Here is an 18,287-nt window from a genome sequence, read left to right as displayed (position 1 = left end):
GGCATAAAAAAACGTTTTAGAAAATTCTAAAACGTTTTTTTTAATCAGTACCGGCGGAGAGACTAGAACTCTCACACTTCAAGGCATTCGATTCTATATCTAGCATATCTATCAATTCCACCATACCATTTACTTTCAAATTGTGGATGAAAATATATTACTTCACTTAATTATTAAATTAGCAGATTCTCTTTTCTATTTTAGAAAAAAATTGTTTCTTTAACGAGAAAAGAAATCGTATAAATTGTCTATGAGCAGCCCTATATATCTGTATATCTATTTTTTATAAAAAGTAAAAGTTACGCTTAATTTTCTTCTTAGTAGAATAAGCATATGAACAAATTCCAATAAACTATGCTTTTTAAAATCAAAAATATGACTAGATACTTATTATTTATAATACCTTTTATTTTTTTTTCATGTAAAACAGAAGAAGATAAATATCCCGAAATGGTCGTTTTTGATCCAAATATGAAAGGAGATTTTATTTTTGAAGAAATAGAACCCATTCCAAAATATTTCAGGGATACGGATACATATGTATTTTTTTTAACTGACAACTCTACCCCTAAAAGTAGAGTTGTGATTTACGATAAAAAATCAAAAAGATTAGTACGTTCCTTGGCTCTATCTAATAATCATATTCATATTACTTCCAATAGCTCTATCTATGGTTTTGATGGAAAAACAGAAAAAGCTTTTAAATACCTCCCTCCTAAGTTTGAAAAAAAATACTTAGAAAAAAATTCTTTGAGCCATATTGATTATGAAAGCTTAAAAAAAGAGTATACTCCTGAAATAAAAAGTAAAAAGCTAGAAGGACAAAGATTATATGACTTCTTAGATAAAAAAAGATATGAAATTCTTAAAAAAGAAATTATAGATAGTTTAGTATGTATAACAACCTTATATAAAAGTAATACTGCTATAGCTCATTACAAACACAAAGATATATATGTAGAAAATAGTGATTATTTATATAAAGGCACTTTTATTAAATCAAAACTAAAAGGTGTTAAAGACTGCTCTTCAAGTAATTTTGAATTAGATAAAAGTAATTATTTTAACAAAAGTCCATTAACACTTATTGAGCATGTAACACTAGATTACAATTTTACAGGAAGTAATCATTTTGTGATTGGAGTAAATTCTAGCGATTTATATTACTATGAATTAATTTTAAAGGAGAAAAGTAAAAAATTTAAATCTCCATACCCTATAAATAATATTATGAATTTAGAAAATCTAGTGATTTTGGAAACTGCAAACAAGTATTATAAAGTATCTACCAAAGAATAAATCGAACTAACAGAATGTGTCTCAACATCACATAACGGTAATTACAATAGAGCCGCCTCCCTCTAAATCCGCTAGGAATTGCTAACATCAACACCAAACAAAAAATAGTAACTTTAAATCAACAATTGGTGGTTATTACGAACGAGATCGTTAAAATAAAAAGTACATTGCGCACTCACAAAAAAACATCAACTATTTAATAATCAAGATGCTATTTTTTTTAAATTAGTATAGCGGAGAGACTCGAAATCTCACACTTCAAGGCATTAGATTCTAAATCTAGCATATCTACCAATTCCACCACGCCCGCGTACTTTGAAGTTGTGGATGCACAATATAATGGGAAATAAACATCTTAATTATCACCTCAATTTAGATAATACTTGATTACATAGTGATTGTCAATTTAAATATTAAAAAAGTATCATAACAATACCTATTCAAATACTTTTCATACTTCAACTAAAGCGAGAATAGCACTTGTATTCAATTTAAAACCCCACTTAAGACTCTAAAAAACAAACAAATAACATGACGGATGTCATTTTCCCTTATGTGTTCTGTATATATCTTTGTATTGCATATTAACCAAAGTATTAATATAAAAACAAGCAATTATGAGTACAAAACTTAATTTATTACTAATGGCACTCACCTTATTCCTTTCGGGATGCTCACAAGCACAAAAACAAAGTGCTGAAGAAATTTTAAAAGATCCTAAAATGCAAGATAGTATTATGGTGGCCATCTGTAATAATCATCAAATGATGATGAACATGATGGAACATATGATGGATAATGATCACTCCATGAAAATGATAATGGAGAATCAAAATATGATGCAACATATGATGGGTAAACAACAAATGATGATGAATATGATGAAGCAAGACAGTACCATGTCTAATATGATGATGGGTAATATGATGCAAATGATGGAGCAAGACTCTTTATTCTGCAAAAGGATGACCAACATGATGATGGGAAACAAACACATGATGAATACTATGATGGAAATAAAGAAAGGTAAAAAACAAGAAAATATGCATATGCATGGAAATATGCATTAAAAAAAGAATACTATGCACGATTGGAATTGGTCAAGTTGGGGTATGTTATGATGTGGCTTATTTGGATCCCGTTAATCGTATTGATTGTTTTGTTAGTTCCTAAATTGAATACTACAAATCAATTCACTAAGAAAGAATCTCCACTAGAAATATTAAAAAGAAGATATGCTAATGGAGAGATTACCACAGAGGAATACGAGCAAATAAAAAAAGTATTGGAAAAATAGTGGTCTACAAAAAAGTTTGATAACGATTTAATAAAATTAATAACCCAAAAATCATGAAACTTAACGTAAAAAAATTCGGATTAGCTTTGGGTTTAACTGGAGTTATACTTTATATCAGTTGCATCTTATTAATGCTCATAATTGGACAAGCTAGAATTGTTAAATTCTTCAATAGCCTGTTACATGGTTTAGATGTTTCATCCATTATCAGAATAGAAGTACCTTTATGGGAGGCAGCCATAGGTATTGTGGAAACATTTATTCTTGGTTGGCTAATAGGAGCCTGTATAGCGACAATTTATAATACACTTGTAAAGTAGATTATAATTAAACGCTTATAATACATTGGTTAAAAGAAGGCTGCAAAGACAGCTTTTTGATGTTTCTTTTAGTAACAGTATCAACACCATATTTCATCAAAAATTAAAACGAAACAAAATCATTTTTTGATGAATCAGACATGTGATCTCAGATGAATACCAAACACTTAAAATAAGACAACATGAAAAACATATTAGTACCAACCGATTTTTCAGATTGTGCTAGAGCTGCAGAAGATTACGCTTTGAAAATTGCTAAAAAAGCAAATGCAGAAATCCATTTCTTACACCTACTAATGACTCCCATAGATTGGGAAAAGTTACCTTTAGAAAAAGAGAAAAACTACCCTGAAACCAAGGCACAAATAGGATATGCTGACAGCGAACTAAAAAAATTAAAAAACCGGGCCGAAAAACTTGGCCTAAAAGCAAAATCCTTTCTCATCTTCGACAAAGGGAGAGAAGAAATACATAAGCATATTAAACAGTACAAGCATGATTTTGTAGTGATGGGCTCTCATGGCGCTAATGGCATAAAATCTATTATCGGAAGCAACACACAACGTGTTGTTCGTTATTCTAACGCTCCCGTATTAGTAGTAAAAGATGACCTCAAAAATATTGATATAAAAAACATTGTATTTGCTTCTACCTTTGAAGAAGATGTACACAAACCATTCTTACAAATAAAGAATTTTGCTGACATTGTAAAAGCTAAGATACACTTGTTGTATGTGAATATGCCTTTCCTATTCAAAGAAACAGATGAAATTCAAGCTAATATGGAAAATTTCCTGAAAAAATATCCAAAAGACACCTACTCTATTAACATATTTAATGCACTAGACGAAGAGAGAGGTATTAAAAAATTTACCAAAAGCATTAAAGCCGATATGATTGCTTTAACTACCCATGGCAAAAAAGGATTTATGAGAATGATTTCGCCAAGTATTACGGAAAGTTTAGTAAATCATGCATCCGTTCCTATATTAAGCGTAAACTTATATAATGAAATGAATGAACTATAAAATAATTGCAAAAATTGACTAAACAGATTAAAAATTGAATAGACATATCAGAAACTGTATCGATATAAAAATAAAACTCTTTACAGCATGGACATTACAAAACACAATACCATAACACTCATAATTATATTATTGATCACACACAGAGTGCGAGTGGTATTCTTGGTATTCTGGAGGCGCTAAAAATCCCTTATCTTCATCTTTTTAAGTTTTATGAGTCCGTTCATTAGTGAATAGAAATTTAATTAGTTGTTATTCCTTCCTAAGGAAATTAAACTATTAAATAAACTTGGATTATAATTCAATAAAGAAATCGGTTGAAAAAATGATAAAACACCAAAAAGAAAATGAGTTGATCTTTAAACGTCTAGGTATCCACACCCAAAATGAACACTTTGTCTATATGCGAGAAGATTGTCATGTATGTATTTCAGAGGGTTTTGAAGCCTTAACTCGCGTTCGTATTACCAACGACAACAAATCCATTGTAGGCAGCCTAAATGTAGTTACTACCGACATTTTAAAACAGGGAGAGGTCAGTCTTTCAGAAAGTGCAGTTCTTGCCCTAAATATTAAAGAAGAAGAGAAAATTACTGTTTCCCATTTACATCCAATAGACTCTTTGAGAGCTATACGTTCCAAAATATATGGGAATGACCTTACAGACAAAGAATTACAAGAGATTATAAAAGACATCGTTGCAGGAAACTATTCCACTATACACCTGTCAGCTTTTTTAACAGCCTGCGCTGGATATAAAATGAAGTCTAAAGAAATTATTGGACTTACAAAAGCCATGATCAATTCGGGTAAACAGATTACATGGGGCAAATCAATGATAGTAGACAAGCATTGTATAGGCGGGCTACCTGGAAATAGAACGACACCTATTGTCGTAGCTATTGTAACTGCCTTTGGACTTACCATGCCTAAAACCTCTTCTCGTGCTATTACCTCTCCAGCTGGAACAGCAGATACTATGGAAGTAATCACAAAAGTAAATCTTACTGCCAAAGAAATTAAAAAAGTGGTAGGAAAAGAAGGTGGCTGTATTGTTTGGGGAAACACTGCCCGTTTAAGTCCAGCTGACGACATTCTCATAAGGGTAGAAAGAGCTTTGGATATTGATAGCGAAGGTCAGTTAATTGCTTCTGTATTATCTAAAAAAGTTGCAGCTGGATCTAACCATGTTATCATTGATATGCCTATAGGAGAAACTGCCAAACTGAGAAGTATAGATGCCGCTACCCAATTAAAAAACGAAATGGAAAAAGTAGCACATGCTATTGGTATCAAAATCAAAATTATAATTACTGATGGTACTCAACCAGTAGGCAGAGGTATTGGACCTGCACTAGAAGCAAGAGACATCCTTTCTGTATTAAAAAATAAACCTGATGCACCACAAGACTTAAAAGAAAGGGCTTTATTACTTGCAGGAGAATTACTCGAATTGTCTGGAAAAGTAGAATCCGGAGACGGAAATAACAAAGCTAGAGAAATTCTTGAATCTGGTAACGCATACAATAAATTCTGCTCAATCTGTAAAGCACAAGGTAGATTTTCAAAACCTAAATTGGCAAAATATCAACATGAAATTAAATCAGAACATTCAGGAACGGTAATTAAGGTGGACAACAGAAAATTGGCCAAAATTGCCAAACTAGCTGGAGCTCCTAACAATAAAACTGCAGGATTAGATTTTTTAGCGCCTATTGGAACTAAAATAGAAAAAGGACAAGTACTCTATATTATTCACGCAGAGTCTAGAGGTGAATTAGAATATGCATTGGAATATCATAGCACAAAAAAAGATATTATTACCATAGAACTTGACACTAAATTTTGAAGATATGGATACTAATGAATGGATTAAAAAAATTTCTGAAATTCGACTGCAGGATCTTCCAACAGTTGGTGGAAAAAATGCTTCTCTGGGCGAAATGTACAGTACACTATCTGCAAAAGGTATTACTGTTCCAGATGGGTTTGCCGTTACAGCTAATGCCTACTGGTATTTTCTGAATTCCAATAATATCTATTCCCAGTTAACCGATATTCTTTCGCAATTGGATACACATACATTCAATAACCTATCAAACATTGGTACTCAAGCGCGAAAATTAATATTACAAGTACCTTTTCCTAATGAATTGAAAAAAGAAATCATTCAGTCTTATAAGGAATTATGTAATCGTTCAGGAAATACTTCTCTTGCTGTAAGAAGCAGCGCCACAGCAGAAGACCTTCCCAATGCAAGTTTTGCAGGACAACAGGAAACCTACTTAAATGTAAAAGGAGAAGAAAATTTAATACACGCATGCCAACGTTGTTATGCTTCTCTTTTTACTGATAGAGCTATAAAATATCGCACAGACAATGGTTTTGACCACATGAAAGTAGCCTTGTCCATTGGTGTGCAAATAATGGTTCGTTCCGACCTAGCAAGTTCTGGCGTTATGTTTACCCTCGATCCTGATTCAGGTTTTGAAGATGTGGTATTAGTTTCTGGAGCATGGGGATTAGGTGAAAATGTGGTTCAAGGAAATATAAATACAGACGAATTTCTGGTTTTCAAACCCTTTATAAATAAAACTAAACAGCCCATTATCTCCCATAAATTAGGAAGCAAAATGAAAACCATGATCTATTCCACAAAAAGCGAGAGTGGTATTTTAAAACCCGAAGATGCTATCATTAATACAGATACACCTATTGAAAAACAAGAACAGTTTATCTTGGAAGATAATGAAATAATTCAACTGGCAGATTGGGCATGTAAAATTCAGGATCATTACCAAACACACATGGACATTGAATGGGCCAAGGACGGAGAAACTGGAAAATTATACATAGTACAGGCAAGACCTGAGACAGTTCATAGCAGTAAAAATAAAAATTTATTCTATCAATATTCTTTACGAGAAAAAGGAAAAGTACTTTGTAAGGGAGTTGGATTAGGAAACCGTATCACATCAGGAAAAGCAAGAATTCTTCATTCTGCTTCAGAAATATCAAAATTACAGGATGGAGAAATACTGGTAACCGAACGTACCGATCCTGACTGGGATCCCGTAATGAAAAAAGCAGCAGCCATCATTACCGATCAGGGAGGAAGAACCTCTCACGCAGCAATCGTTGCTAGAGAAGTAGGAACAGTAGCCATTGTTGGAGTTGGAAATGCTACAACTACCATTAAAAATGGGCAAATGATTACTGTTTCAGCTGCAGAAGGTGACACTGGTTATGTATACGAAGGTAAACTGGACTGGGAAGAAAAAACAACAGATATCAGTAATATTAAAATGCCTAAAACACAGGTAATGTTTATCCTGGGGCATCCTGAACAAGCTTTCAAATATTCCTTTCTTCCTAACAATGGAGTTGGGTTAATGAGAATGGAATTCATCATTAATAATGCAATTGGTATTCATCCAATGGCCTTACATCATTTTGAATCCTTGACCGACCCAAAAACAAAAGAATTGATAGAAAAATGGACACATAACTATCCAGATAAAAAAGATTATTTTATAAAACGCTTGGCAGAGTCTACTGCAACCATCGCAGCAGCTTTTTATCCAAAAGATGTTATTGTTCGCATGAGCGATTTTAAATCGAATGAATATGCCAATTTGATTGGAGGGCAGCAATTTGAACCGGATGAAGAAAACCCGATGATAGGTTTCAGAGGTGCTTCAAGGTATTATCATCCTCTTTACCGTGAAGGATTTGAAATGGAATGCAAAGCCATGAAATGGGTACGTGAAGAAATGGGATTTACCAATGTAAAACTTATGATTCCATTTTGTCGCACGGTGGAAGAAGCCGAAAAAGTAAGCGGAATAATGAAAGAGCATGGACTAGAACAAGGAAAACATGAGCTAGAACTATACATGATGGTTGAAATTCCAAGCAATGTCATATTAGCTGAAGAATTTGCCAAACACTTTGATGGATTTTCCATCGGTTCCAACGACCTTACACAACTTACATTAGGTGCAGACCGCGACTCTGCTCTACTCAGCCATATTTTTAATCCTTTTGATCCTGCTGTAATGCAACTGATTCGAATGGCCATTGAAAAGGCAAATTTAGCAGGAGTAAAAATAGGTCTGTGTGGACAAGCACCAAGCGATTATCCTGAATATGCCAAATTTTTAGTTGAATGTGGTATCGACAGTATTTCATTCAGCCCAGATGCTTTGATAAAAGGGATAGAAAACATAAGTAAGTCAGAAAATAAATCAACACAAAAAACATAATGAATCATGGAAAAAATATTTAAAGATAAAACCGCTATTGTAACAGGTGGGAGTTTTGGCATAGGTAGAGCAACAGCCATAGCATTTGCAAATAAAGGAGCCAAGGTTGCAATTGTTGATTATATAGAAGATAATGAAACTCTTAACTTGATTAAATCATTAGGAGGCGATGCCATTTTTATTAAATGTGATGTGTCTAAGAACGTTGAAGTAAAAGAAATGGTTAAAAAAGTAATAGAAGTTTTTGGAACTATTGATTATGCCTTTAATAATGCTGGAATAGAAGGGCTTTCCGCAGTCACTCATGAATGCATTGAAGAAATTTGGGACCATACTATAAATATTAATTTAAAAGGAATATGGCTTTGTATGAAATATGAAATTCAACAGATGCTAAAACAAGGTAAAGGAGCTATTGTAAATACGGCTTCTGTAGCCGGATTAGTTGGTTTTCAAGGTTTACCTGCTTATGTTGCAAGTAAACATGGAGTAATTGGGTTAACACAAACTGCTGCATTAGAGTATGCTAAGTTAGGAATTCGTGTAAATGCCGTTTGTCCTGGGGTTATCAAAACTTCTATGGTCGATCGAATTACTGGAAAAGTTAAAGAAGTTGAAAAACAATTTGAAAATATGGAACCTATTGGACGAATGGGGCAGCCAGAAGAAGTTGCTGCAGTTGCAACTTGGTTGTGTTCTGATGATGCCTCTTTTGTAACAGGAAATGCAATGACTGTTGATGGAGGTTGGACTGCACAATAATAATTAGTTTAAAATTTTATATGAAAATTTTTAAAACCATACTTTTTGCTTTACCAGGAAATGAATCGCTAACGGAGAACTTAGCCCAACAAATGAATGCTGAAATAGGAGAAACCGTTATTCGGCAATTTCCTGATGGAGAAACTTATATTCAAATAAAGTCGGATGTAAAAGGCAAAAAAGTTGTGTTGGTTTGTACTCTTCATCAACCCGATGAAAAATTATTGCCTTTGTATTTTTTATCAAAGACAGTCAAAGAATTAAGGGCTGAATCGGTTTGTTTAATTGCCCCCTATTTATCCTATATGAGACAGGATAAACGTTTTCATCCTGGAGAATCAGTCACTTCAAAACATTTTGGAGCATTAATCTCTCAATTTGCAGATTCATTGATTACAGTCGACCCTCATTTACATCGCAGAAGCTCATTATCAGAAATCTATACCATCCCCAGTAAAGTTATTCACGCAGCAAACCGTATCTCTCTATGGATACAAAACAACATTAAGAACCCGGTATTAGTAGGACCTGACAGAGAAAGTGAACAATGGGTCTCTGAAATTGCCAAAAATGCAGAGGCGCCATTCATAATCCTTGAAAAGATTAGGCATGGTGATAAAAATGTTGAAATATCTATACCACAAGTAAAAGAATACAAAAATCATACACCTGTGTTAATAGATGACATTATTTCTACCGCACAAACCATGATTGAAACGGTCAACCATTTAAAAAGAGTTGGTATGCAAAATCCTGTTTGTATTGGTATACATGCAGTATTTGTAGATAATGCTTATCAACGACTTAAAGATGCAGGAACAGCCAACATTGTTACTTGTGACACAATATTTCACGAAAGTAACAAGATTGAAATTACCGATCTTTTAGTACAAGGATATAAAGAGCTTTGAAATTAAAATTATAAATCTAATGTTTAGAGTAAATAAAAACACAAACCACTAAAAACAAATAGTTTAGCGTAAAATTGCTATGGTTTTGAACTCTTAATTTTATGTACTTCTTTAAAATTAAGTGCATAAAAAAGCTTTAGATTTTTCTAAAGCTTTCATTTTTAAATCAGTACGGGCGGAGAGACTCGAACTCTCACACCTCACGGCACTAGATCCTAAGTCTAGCGTGTCTACCAATTCCACCACGCCCGCGTACTTTTGAAATTGTGGATGCAAATATAAACAATACTTACAAACTACCAAGAACAAGTATACAATTTTTATTATTTTTGAAACTTATTAATACACAACACATGCAAAACGTAACAGATTATATAGCTCAACATAAAGATCGATTTATTAATGAGCTTATCGATTTATTAAAAATTCCATCAGTAAGTGCAGACCCTGCCTTTAATCAAGACGTATTAAATACTGCTGATGCTGTAAAAGAAAGTTTAGAAAAAGCAGGCTGTGATAAAGTAGAAATTTGTGAAACTCCAGGATATCCTATCGTTTATGGAGAAAAAATAATAGATCCTAATTTACCTACAGTATTGGTATATGGTCATTACGATGTGCAACCAGCGGATCCTGTCGACTTATGGACTTCTCCTCCATTCGACCCTGTTATCAAAAAAACAGACATTCATCCTGAAGGAGCCATTTTTGCACGTGGTGCATGTGACGATAAAGGACAAATGTATATGCACGTAAAGGCATTAGAGTACATGACACATACTGGAAACTTGCCTTGTAATGTAAAATTCATGATTGAAGGTGAAGAAGAAGTAGGTTCTGAAAGCTTAGCATGGTTTGTTCCTAGAAATAAAGAGAAACTTGCTAATGATGTAATTCTAATTTCAGATACAGGAATGATTGCAAACAACATTCCTTCTATTACCACTGGTTTACGCGGTTTAAGTTATGTAGAAGTTGAAGTTACTGGTCCTAATAGAGACTTACACTCTGGTTTATATGGAGGTGCGGTAGCAAATCCAATCAACATCTTAACGCAAATGATTGCTTCATTACACGATGAAAACAATCATATTACCATCCCAGGATTTTATGATAAAGTAGAGGAATTATCTCGTGAAGAGCGCGATGAAATGGCAAAAGCACCATTTTCTTTAGAAGATTATAAAGTAGCTTTAGATATTGATGATGTTCATGGAGAGGCAGGTTATACTACTAACGAACGTAACTCTATTCGTCCTACTTTAGATGTAAATGGAATTTGGGGAGGGTATACTGGTGAAGGCGCAAAAACTGTAATTGCTTCTAAAGCATATGCAAAAATTTCAATGCGTTTAGTACCTGGACAAGAATGGCAAGAAATTACTGAGTTGTTCAAAAAACATTTTGAGAGCATTGCTCCTAAATCGGTTAAAGTAGTCGTAAAACCCCATCATGGAGGACAAGGTTATGTAACTCCTATAGATAATATTGGTTACCAAGCAGCTAGCAAAGCGTACCAAGAAACATTTGGAGTAACGCCTATTCCACAACGAAGCGGAGGAAGTATTCCTATTGTAGCTTTGTTTGAGCAAGAATTAAAGAGTAAAACTATCTTAATGGGCTTCGGATTAAATTCTGATGCTATTCACTCACCAAACGAGCATTTTGGAGTATGGAATTACTTGAAAGGAATTGAAACTATCCCGTATTTCTATCAGTATTTTACGGAGTTATCAAAATAATTCATTCTTAATAACATCAATAAAATAGCCTAGAAACTTCCTCTAGGCTATTTTTTTTGCATTATTTTTACACTCTACACTTGTAGAATTAAAAAATATTTCTACATTTGTAGAGTACGGTTATAATTTTATCGAAATGCAATTATCGAAAACAGAAGAACAAGTAATGCAATATTTGTGGAAATTGAAAAGAGCTTTTATGAAAGACCTTTTAACTGAGTTTCCTGAGCCAAAACCTGCCACAACTACTGTTGCTACTTTGCTAAAAAGAATGAAAGATAAAGGATTTGTAGACTATACATTAGATGGAAAATCAAGAGAGTATTTTCCTTTAGTCAAAAAATCAGACTACTTTTCAAAGCATGTGAACGGATTGATTAAAAACTTTTTTAACAATTCTGCAAGTCAATTTGCTTCTTTCTTTGCAGAGAAAACAGATTTATCAGTTTCTGAACTGGAAGATTTGAAAAAAATTATTGATCAGCAAATTAAAAAGCAACAATAATGGTAACGTATTTAATCAAATCAGGGCTTTGTTTAGTATTGCTTTTAGCTTTCTATCACTTAGTGTTAGAACGAGAAAAAATGCATCAATTCAACCGATTTTATCTGTTAGGAAGTGTGCTGTTTTCATTTTTGGCTCCTTTGTATAAAATATACATAGAGACTGTTCCAAATACTTTAGGAACAACACCTTCTTTAATTACAGATACATCTATGACTATAAATACAGTTGAGGAAATTAACTACGCACTATATTTATTTGTTGTATATGCAATTGTAGCAATCATTTTATTCATTCGTTTTACAAAAAACCTATTTGATATCTTCTTAAAGATAAAACAACATCAAAAAATTAATAAAGACAAGGCTACCCTTGTTTTGGTTGACGATTTGATGAGTCCACACACCTTTTGGAATTATATTTTTGTTAATAAAAAAGAATACTACTCCAATAAAATTGAAACTGAACTCTACACACACGAGTTAACACACGCTTCGCAAAAACATACTTTTGACATCCTTTTAATTGAGTTTTTACAAATTGTTTTTTGGATCAATCCAACATTTATATTTCTTAAAAAAGCAATTAAGTTAAATCATGAGTTTTTAGCAGACAATAACGTAATTACTACACATAAAAACACTACCGAGTATCAATATTTACTACTAAATAGAGCTACTTGGAACAACGAATATTACTTGGCCAGTAATTTGAATTATTTATTAACTAAAAAAAGATTATTAATGATGACTAAACAAAGTTCTCGCACTAAGATTTTGCTAAAAAAACTGGCAGTAATACCAGTACTAGCAGGCTTCACATTTCTCTTTGCTGAAAGAGTAAAAGCTGAAGTAACCAAAAAACATGAGTCCGAAGAAAAAACGCGTGTATTTTCTTCTAGCACTTCAAAAGATCCAAAGGATTTAAATTTATTAAATCTGAACGCTGGCAAAAAACAAGATTCAATTCCATCATCAGTTACAGTTTATAGAAAAAGAGTTAATCATGAAGACGCTGAAATAACTTACTATGATGCAGAAGGAAATAAAATAACTAAAAAATTCTCGGAATTGACAGAAAAGGAAAAGGAACAACTTCCGCCACCTCCTCCTCACAAGTATAGAGTTATTAGAAAAGGAGAAGTATCAGACAAACCAGCACCTCCATCACAAGGCTATAGAGTGGTTAAAGAAGGAGAAGAATCAGACATACCACCTCCTCCACCCCATAGTTATAGAGTTGTTAGAGAAGGAAAAATGTCAGATATACCAGTACCTCCAAAACCATTACCTCCTTTGGATTTTATCAAAAAACACAAAGACAATAACTCAGAATATTACTACAACGGAAAAAAAATAAATTATAAAAAAGCTTTAAAACTTTTAGAAGCAAACGATGCTTTTAACTTACAAGTTTCGAATAAAAATGGTAAAGCTACATTTAAACTTACTGATAAACCTATAGTTATTAAAAACTAATTCTGTTAAAAGCCTCTTAAAGGAGGCTTTTTTTGTAACAATTACATAAATCACTCGTTATTAAGGCGTAAGCTTATTTTTATGTTAAAACGATTTTTCCTTCTTTGTTCTGGAGCAGATTTAGTACTACTCCAAAAATGTGCTAACGGAGAGCAGAATAAATATGCTGGTATTGGAGCCACTGTTTTTTTTACTGCACTTATGGCTACGATAGCCTCTGCTTATGCATTATATACTGTTTTTGATAACATTTACACTTCTATTTTCTTTGGAATCATCTGGGGTCTACTCATTTTTAACTTAGATAGATTCATCGTTTCTACCATTAAAAAGAGTGATTCTAAACGAAAAGAACTAGTACAAGTATTACCAAGGTTATTACTTGCCATGATAATTGCTGTGGTAATTTCTAAACCATTGGAATTAAAAATCTTTGAAAAGGAAATCAACCAAGTATTGTTGACAGAGAAAAATCAGATGACACTAGACAACAAAACACAAATTGCACAACAATTTACTCCAGAAATAGCAAAAATCAACTCAGAAATTGCTTCTTTAAAAGACGAAATTACTACGAAAGAAAACCAGGTAAATACCTTGTACGAAACCTATATTTCAGAAGCTGAGGGAAGAAAAGGCACCAAGTTAATTGGTAAAGGTCCGGTTTATAAAGAAAAAAGAGAAAAACACGATACAGCTCTAGCCGAATTGGCTCAATTGAAAAAAGAAAACTCTGATAAAATACAGCAGAAAGAGACCGCTATTGCCAATTTAATTGAAAATCAAAAATTGAAAGAAACACAAACACAACCTATTATTTCTAATTTTGATGGTTTAATGGCTCGAGTTAATGCATTAAACAAACTTCCTTGGCTACCTTCTTTCTTCATTTTTCTTTTGTTTTTAGCAATAGAAACAGCTCCTATTTTTGCTAAGCTTATAAGTTCAAAAAGCGAGTACGATTACAAATTAGAAAACCATGAATCTTTGGTTAAAACCTGGATTCAGCAACAAATTAATCAACGAGAAGCCCTTTTACAGACCGATATAGATCTCAACGAGAAAGTATATTCTGATTTAAAAACCGAAGAGGAATTATACAATTACAAACAAAAAATGGCTCGTAACTTAATAAAGTTACAAGCTGACTCTTTTTATAAGAATCAGCAAGAGATACTATAATGCAATGGCTATAGAATTCTTAACTTCTCCAATAGTAAAAATACTATGTGTACTACCAATATGTTTTAACGCCGTAATTTTATTTACCATAAACTCACGATATTCATCCATATCTTTTACATAAATTTTTAAAATATAGTCATAATCCCCACTTACATGAAAGCATTCGGTTACCTCTTCTAACTTATTTATTTCCCTTTCAAAAACAGCAATATATTCTTTGGTGTGTTTTTCTAATCGAATATGGCAAAAAACTAAAAAAGATTTCTCAATTTTATTCTTATTTACCAAAGCAACATACTGCTTAATAACCTTTTCTTTTTCTAGTTTTTTTATCCTTTCATAAACTGCTGTAACCGATAAACCTAACTGTAATGATAACTGTTTTGTGGTTTGTTTACTATCTAACTGGAGTAATCCTAATAACTTCTTATCTATCTTATCTAACTTCATCAGAAAAAAAATCTACTTACTTTATTTATTTCACATATAACCAGCAATAAAAACTAATTATTTACACAAATTTAGCATAAATATCTACAAAAGATAATTTATATTGATTTTTAACCATATAAAATTGATTTTAGTAGTCTTTTAACAACTAATTCTAATTAATATGAAATTTAAACCAGCAAACAACATACAAGATTTACAATATTTCGGAGAATTCGGAGGAGTTAATCCATCTATTTCAGATTCTTCTACCTATACTTTTTTATCAGCAAAGACCATGTTTGATACTTTTGAAGGCAATACAGACGGATGCCACTTATACTCTCGTCACTCTTCACCTTCAAATTTATATTTAGCTGAAGCGTTAGCCGCTATGGAAGGTACAGAAACTGCTAACGTTGCTGCAACAGGAATGGGAGCCATTACTCCTACTATTCTACAAATTTGTAGCGCAGGTGATCATATTGTTTCTAGTAGAACTATTTATGGAGGAACGTATGCCTTTCTTAAAAATTTTACTCCAAGAATAGGAATTGAAACTTCATTTGTAGACATTACAAAATTAAATACAGTAGAAGCTGCTATTAACCAAAACACTAAAATGATTTACTGCGAAACTGTAAGTAATCCATTATTAGAGGTTGCAGACATTAAAGCCCTTTCGATATTAGCTAAAAAACATAATTTACAATTGGTGGTTGACAATACATTTTCTCCACTATCAATTTCACCAGCCCAATTGGGTGCTGATGTCGTTATTCACAGTTTAACAAAGTTTATCAACGGTTCTTCTGATACGATGGGAGGTGTAATTTGCGGAACAAAAGATTTTATCAATTCTCAAAAAAGTGTAATTGACGGAGCAAGTATGTTATTAGGAGCTTCTATGGACTCTTTACGCGCCTCATCAATTCTAAAAAACATGAGAACCTTACATATCCGTGTAAAACAACACAGTAAAAATGCTAGTTATTTAGCTGAAAAATTTGAAGCAGACGGATTAAAAACTGTATATCCAGGATTACCATCACATCCATCTCACGAAGTATTCAAATCGATGATGAATGAAGAATATGGTTTTGGAGGAATGCTAACTATTGATGCTGGATCTTTAGATAAAGCCAATGCTTTAATGGAGTTAATGCAAGATAAAAACTTAGGTTACTTAGCCGTAAGTTTAGGTTTTTACAAAACCTTATTCTCTGCTCCAGGTACTTCAACTTCTTCTGAAATTCCTTTGGAAGAACAAAAAGAAATGGGTTTAACTGATGGATTAATTCGTTTTTCTATTGGATTAGACAATGATATAGAACGTACTTATCAAATGATGAAAGCGTGTATGAAAGAAGTCGACGTACTGTAAAAACAGTTTATATATAAATTTTGTCATCTCAAGCAACGTGAAAATATCAATTCATTTTTTTACACTGCATGAGGTGACTTTTTAGTTTATCTACCATTTATTTTCAATTTTTTCTAAAAAATAGGGTAAACTAATTCCATTTGTGTAATTCTATACAAAATCGTAACATTACATGCCGAAAAATACCATACATGCGAGACGAAAAAAATTTATCTGAAATTCAAATAGAAGAACAAAAAATAATTGACAATAAAGAACTGAATATTTGGGAAGCGCTGACTCCTGTAATTATTTTAATGGGACTATTAGCTTACAATATTTTTTATGCAGATGGTGCATGGTTAGGTGACTATTCAAATCAATATATTTTATTGATGGGAGGAGTAATTGCAGCTATAGTAGGCTTTTTAAACAAAGTTTCTTTACAAAGAATGGCTGCAGAGGTATGGGAAAACTGGAAAAGTGTTTTTGTTCCTATTATGATTTTATTTTTAGTAGGTGCTTTAGCAGGAACATGGTTAGTAAGTGGAATTATTCCAGCAATGGTTTATTATGGACTACAAGTATTAAGTCCTGGAATATTTTTACCTGCTTCGGTTATTATCGCTGCTATTATATCAATAGCAACAGGTAGTTCTTGGACCACCTCTGCTACAGTAGGTATTGCATTGGTTGGAATTGGAACTGCCCTAGGAATTCCATCAGGTATGATTGCAGGAGCTGTTATCTCTGGTGCCTATTTTGGAGATAAGATGTCACCGCTTTCTGACACTACCAATTTAGCTCCTGCTATGGCGGGTACAGATTTATTTACTCATATTAAATATATGGGATACACTACAGTACCTACTTTTACAATAACTCTTATAGTATTCGCTATTTTAAGCAGTACTATTGATACAACTGGTAATGCGGATGTTAGTAACTTATTAACTTCAATTCAAAATACTTTTCATATTTCACCTTGGTTATTTATAGTTCCTGCAGTCGTAATTATTATGATTTTACTAAAAACTAAACCACTAGTTGCTTTGGGAACAGGAGTTGTATTAGCAGGTGTTTTTGCTTTTATCTTTCAAGCAGATGTATTAGCAGGTTTAGCTGAATCAAAATTTCAATCAATCATAAACTCGATCTTAACTGACACTCAAGTACAAACAGATAATGAAAAATTAACAGAACTGTTCAGTTCTGGTGGTATGAATGGAATGTTATGGACTATCTTTTTAATTATCTGTGCAATGGTTTTTGGTGGGGTTATGGATGCTATAGGTGCCTTAGCTAAACTAACTAAAGCTTTGTTATCTGTTGCTTCTTCAATTTTTGGATTATTTGCTAGTACTGTTATAAGCTGTTTAGGATTAAATACCATTGCTTCAGATCAATACTTAGCAATTGTAATTCCTGGTAAAATGTTTAAGAAAGCCTATGAAGATAAAGGACTAGCTCCTGAAAACTTAAGTAGAACTTTAGAAGATTCCGGTACTGTTACTTCTGTTTTAATTCCTTGGAATACTTGTGGTGCTTATCAGTCGGGAGTTTTAGGTGTTGGCGTTGGAGAATATTTTATATACGCTGTTTTTAACTATTTAAGTCCAATCATGACCTTAATTTTTGCAGCATTTAAAATTAAAATAAGACAATTAGCTACAAAATAATATCTAGCCTCACTTTAAAGTGAG

General features: G+C 32.7%; 16 protein-coding genes and 1 tRNA gene. 15 read left to right on the top strand and 2 right to left on the bottom strand.

Annotated features, from left to right (window positions below; all coding sequences use genetic code 11):
* The first annotated feature begins 375 nt into the window (after positions 1 to 375).
* The 9 genes from ACQY6M_RS05905 to ACQY6M_RS05865 all read left to right on the top strand — a co-directional run bounded on the left by ACQY6M_RS05905 (position 376) and on the right by ACQY6M_RS05865 (position 9,882).
* On the top strand, positions 376 to 1,299 hold the full coding sequence (locus ACQY6M_RS05905; RefSeq protein ID WP_428741334.1) for a hypothetical protein: 924 nt from the start codon (positions 376 to 378) through the stop codon (positions 1,297 to 1,299).
* 737 nt (positions 1,300 to 2,036) lie between these two features.
* A complete protein-coding gene (locus ACQY6M_RS05900) occupies positions 2,037 to 2,369 on the top strand; it encodes a hypothetical protein (protein ID WP_428744929.1) in 333 nt (110 codons plus the stop codon).
* A gap of 47 nt (positions 2,370 to 2,416) precedes the next feature.
* Positions 2,417 to 2,596: an SHOCT domain-containing protein gene (locus ACQY6M_RS05895; RefSeq protein ID WP_428741336.1), complete on the top strand. Its 180-nt coding sequence runs from the start codon at positions 2,417 to 2,419 to the stop codon at positions 2,594 to 2,596.
* A gap of 53 nt (positions 2,597 to 2,649) precedes the next feature.
* Complete coding sequence (locus ACQY6M_RS05890) at positions 2,650 to 2,916, top strand: DUF5676 family membrane protein (RefSeq protein ID WP_428741337.1); 267 nt, start codon at positions 2,650 to 2,652, stop codon at positions 2,914 to 2,916.
* Between the two features lie 182 nt (positions 2,917 to 3,098).
* Positions 3,099 to 3,944, top strand: a complete 846-nt coding sequence (locus tag ACQY6M_RS05885) for a universal stress protein (RefSeq protein ID WP_428741338.1) — start codon at positions 3,099 to 3,101, stop codon at positions 3,942 to 3,944.
* A gap of 325 nt (positions 3,945 to 4,269) precedes the next feature.
* A complete protein-coding gene (locus tag ACQY6M_RS05880) occupies positions 4,270 to 5,793 on the top strand; it encodes a thymidine phosphorylase family protein (protein ID WP_428741339.1) in 1,524 nt (507 codons plus the stop codon).
* Positions 5,794 to 5,797: 4 nt separating this feature from the next.
* Complete coding sequence (gene ppsA / locus ACQY6M_RS05875; protein ID WP_428741340.1) at positions 5,798 to 8,209, top strand: phosphoenolpyruvate synthase; 2,412 nt, start codon at positions 5,798 to 5,800, stop codon at positions 8,207 to 8,209.
* 6 nt (positions 8,210 to 8,215) lie between these two features.
* Complete coding sequence (locus ACQY6M_RS05870; protein ID WP_428741341.1) at positions 8,216 to 8,971, top strand: SDR family oxidoreductase; 756 nt, start codon at positions 8,216 to 8,218, stop codon at positions 8,969 to 8,971.
* Positions 8,956 to 9,882 carry a ribose-phosphate pyrophosphokinase gene (locus tag ACQY6M_RS05865; protein WP_428741342.1) on the top strand — a complete coding sequence of 309 codons (927 nt, stop codon included), beginning with the start codon at positions 8,956 to 8,958 and terminating at the stop codon, positions 9,880 to 9,882. Before ACQY6M_RS05870 ends, ACQY6M_RS05865 begins: the two co-directional genes overlap by 16 nt.
* A gap of 170 nt (positions 9,883 to 10,052) precedes the next feature.
* On the opposite strand, the gene ACQY6M_RS05860 is transcribed toward ACQY6M_RS05865, so the two are convergent.
* Positions 10,053 to 10,134: transfer RNA gene (locus ACQY6M_RS05860), tRNA-Leu, on the bottom strand.
* Positions 10,135 to 10,235: 101 nt separating this feature from the next.
* Between ACQY6M_RS05860 and ACQY6M_RS05855 the strand changes: the two genes are divergently transcribed.
* From ACQY6M_RS05855 to ACQY6M_RS05840, 4 genes are all read left to right on the top strand, one after another.
* The gene (locus ACQY6M_RS05855; protein WP_428741343.1) at positions 10,236 to 11,624 is read left to right on the top strand and encodes a dipeptidase; all 1,389 of its coding nucleotides are present in this window, start codon (positions 10,236 to 10,238) and stop codon (positions 11,622 to 11,624) included.
* 136 nt (positions 11,625 to 11,760) lie between these two features.
* The gene (locus ACQY6M_RS05850) at positions 11,761 to 12,129 is read left to right on the top strand and encodes a BlaI/MecI/CopY family transcriptional regulator (protein WP_428741344.1); all 369 of its coding nucleotides are present in this window, start codon (positions 11,761 to 11,763) and stop codon (positions 12,127 to 12,129) included.
* A complete protein-coding gene (locus ACQY6M_RS05845) occupies positions 12,129 to 13,607 on the top strand; it encodes a M56 family metallopeptidase (RefSeq protein WP_428741345.1) in 1,479 nt (492 codons plus the stop codon). The genes ACQY6M_RS05850 and ACQY6M_RS05845 overlap by 1 nt, the downstream gene beginning before the upstream one ends.
* A gap of 81 nt (positions 13,608 to 13,688) precedes the next feature.
* The gene (locus ACQY6M_RS05840; protein ID WP_428741346.1) at positions 13,689 to 14,789 is read left to right on the top strand and encodes a DUF4407 domain-containing protein; all 1,101 of its coding nucleotides are present in this window, start codon (positions 13,689 to 13,691) and stop codon (positions 14,787 to 14,789) included.
* Here the strand turns inward: ACQY6M_RS05840 and ACQY6M_RS05835 are convergent.
* Positions 14,784 to 15,242 carry an Lrp/AsnC family transcriptional regulator gene (locus ACQY6M_RS05835; protein ID WP_428741347.1) on the bottom strand — a complete coding sequence of 153 codons (459 nt, stop codon included), beginning with the start codon at positions 15,240 to 15,242 and terminating at the stop codon, positions 14,784 to 14,786. The genes ACQY6M_RS05840 and ACQY6M_RS05835 overlap by 6 nt on opposite strands.
* 163 nt (positions 15,243 to 15,405) lie before the next feature.
* Here ACQY6M_RS05835 and ACQY6M_RS05830 point away from each other — a divergent pair, with 163 nt between their 5' ends.
* Both ACQY6M_RS05830 and nhaC read left to right on the top strand, forming a co-directional pair.
* Positions 15,406 to 16,605, top strand: coding sequence for an aminotransferase class I/II-fold pyridoxal phosphate-dependent enzyme (locus ACQY6M_RS05830; protein ID WP_428741348.1), 1,200 nt, complete (start codon positions 15,406 to 15,408; stop codon positions 16,603 to 16,605).
* A 191-nt stretch (positions 16,606 to 16,796) separates the two neighbouring features.
* A complete protein-coding gene (gene nhaC, locus ACQY6M_RS05825; protein ID WP_428741349.1) occupies positions 16,797 to 18,263 on the top strand; it encodes a Na+/H+ antiporter NhaC in 1,467 nt (488 codons plus the stop codon).
* Positions 18,264 to 18,287: the final 24 nt, after the last annotated feature.

The organism is Tenacibaculum sp. (genome assembly GCF_050290165.1).
Classification (GTDB): domain Bacteria; phylum Bacteroidota; class Bacteroidia; order Flavobacteriales; family Flavobacteriaceae; genus Polaribacter.
Note: the sequence above shows the minus strand (reverse complement) of the source record. Positions and strands in the feature narration are given on the sequence as shown.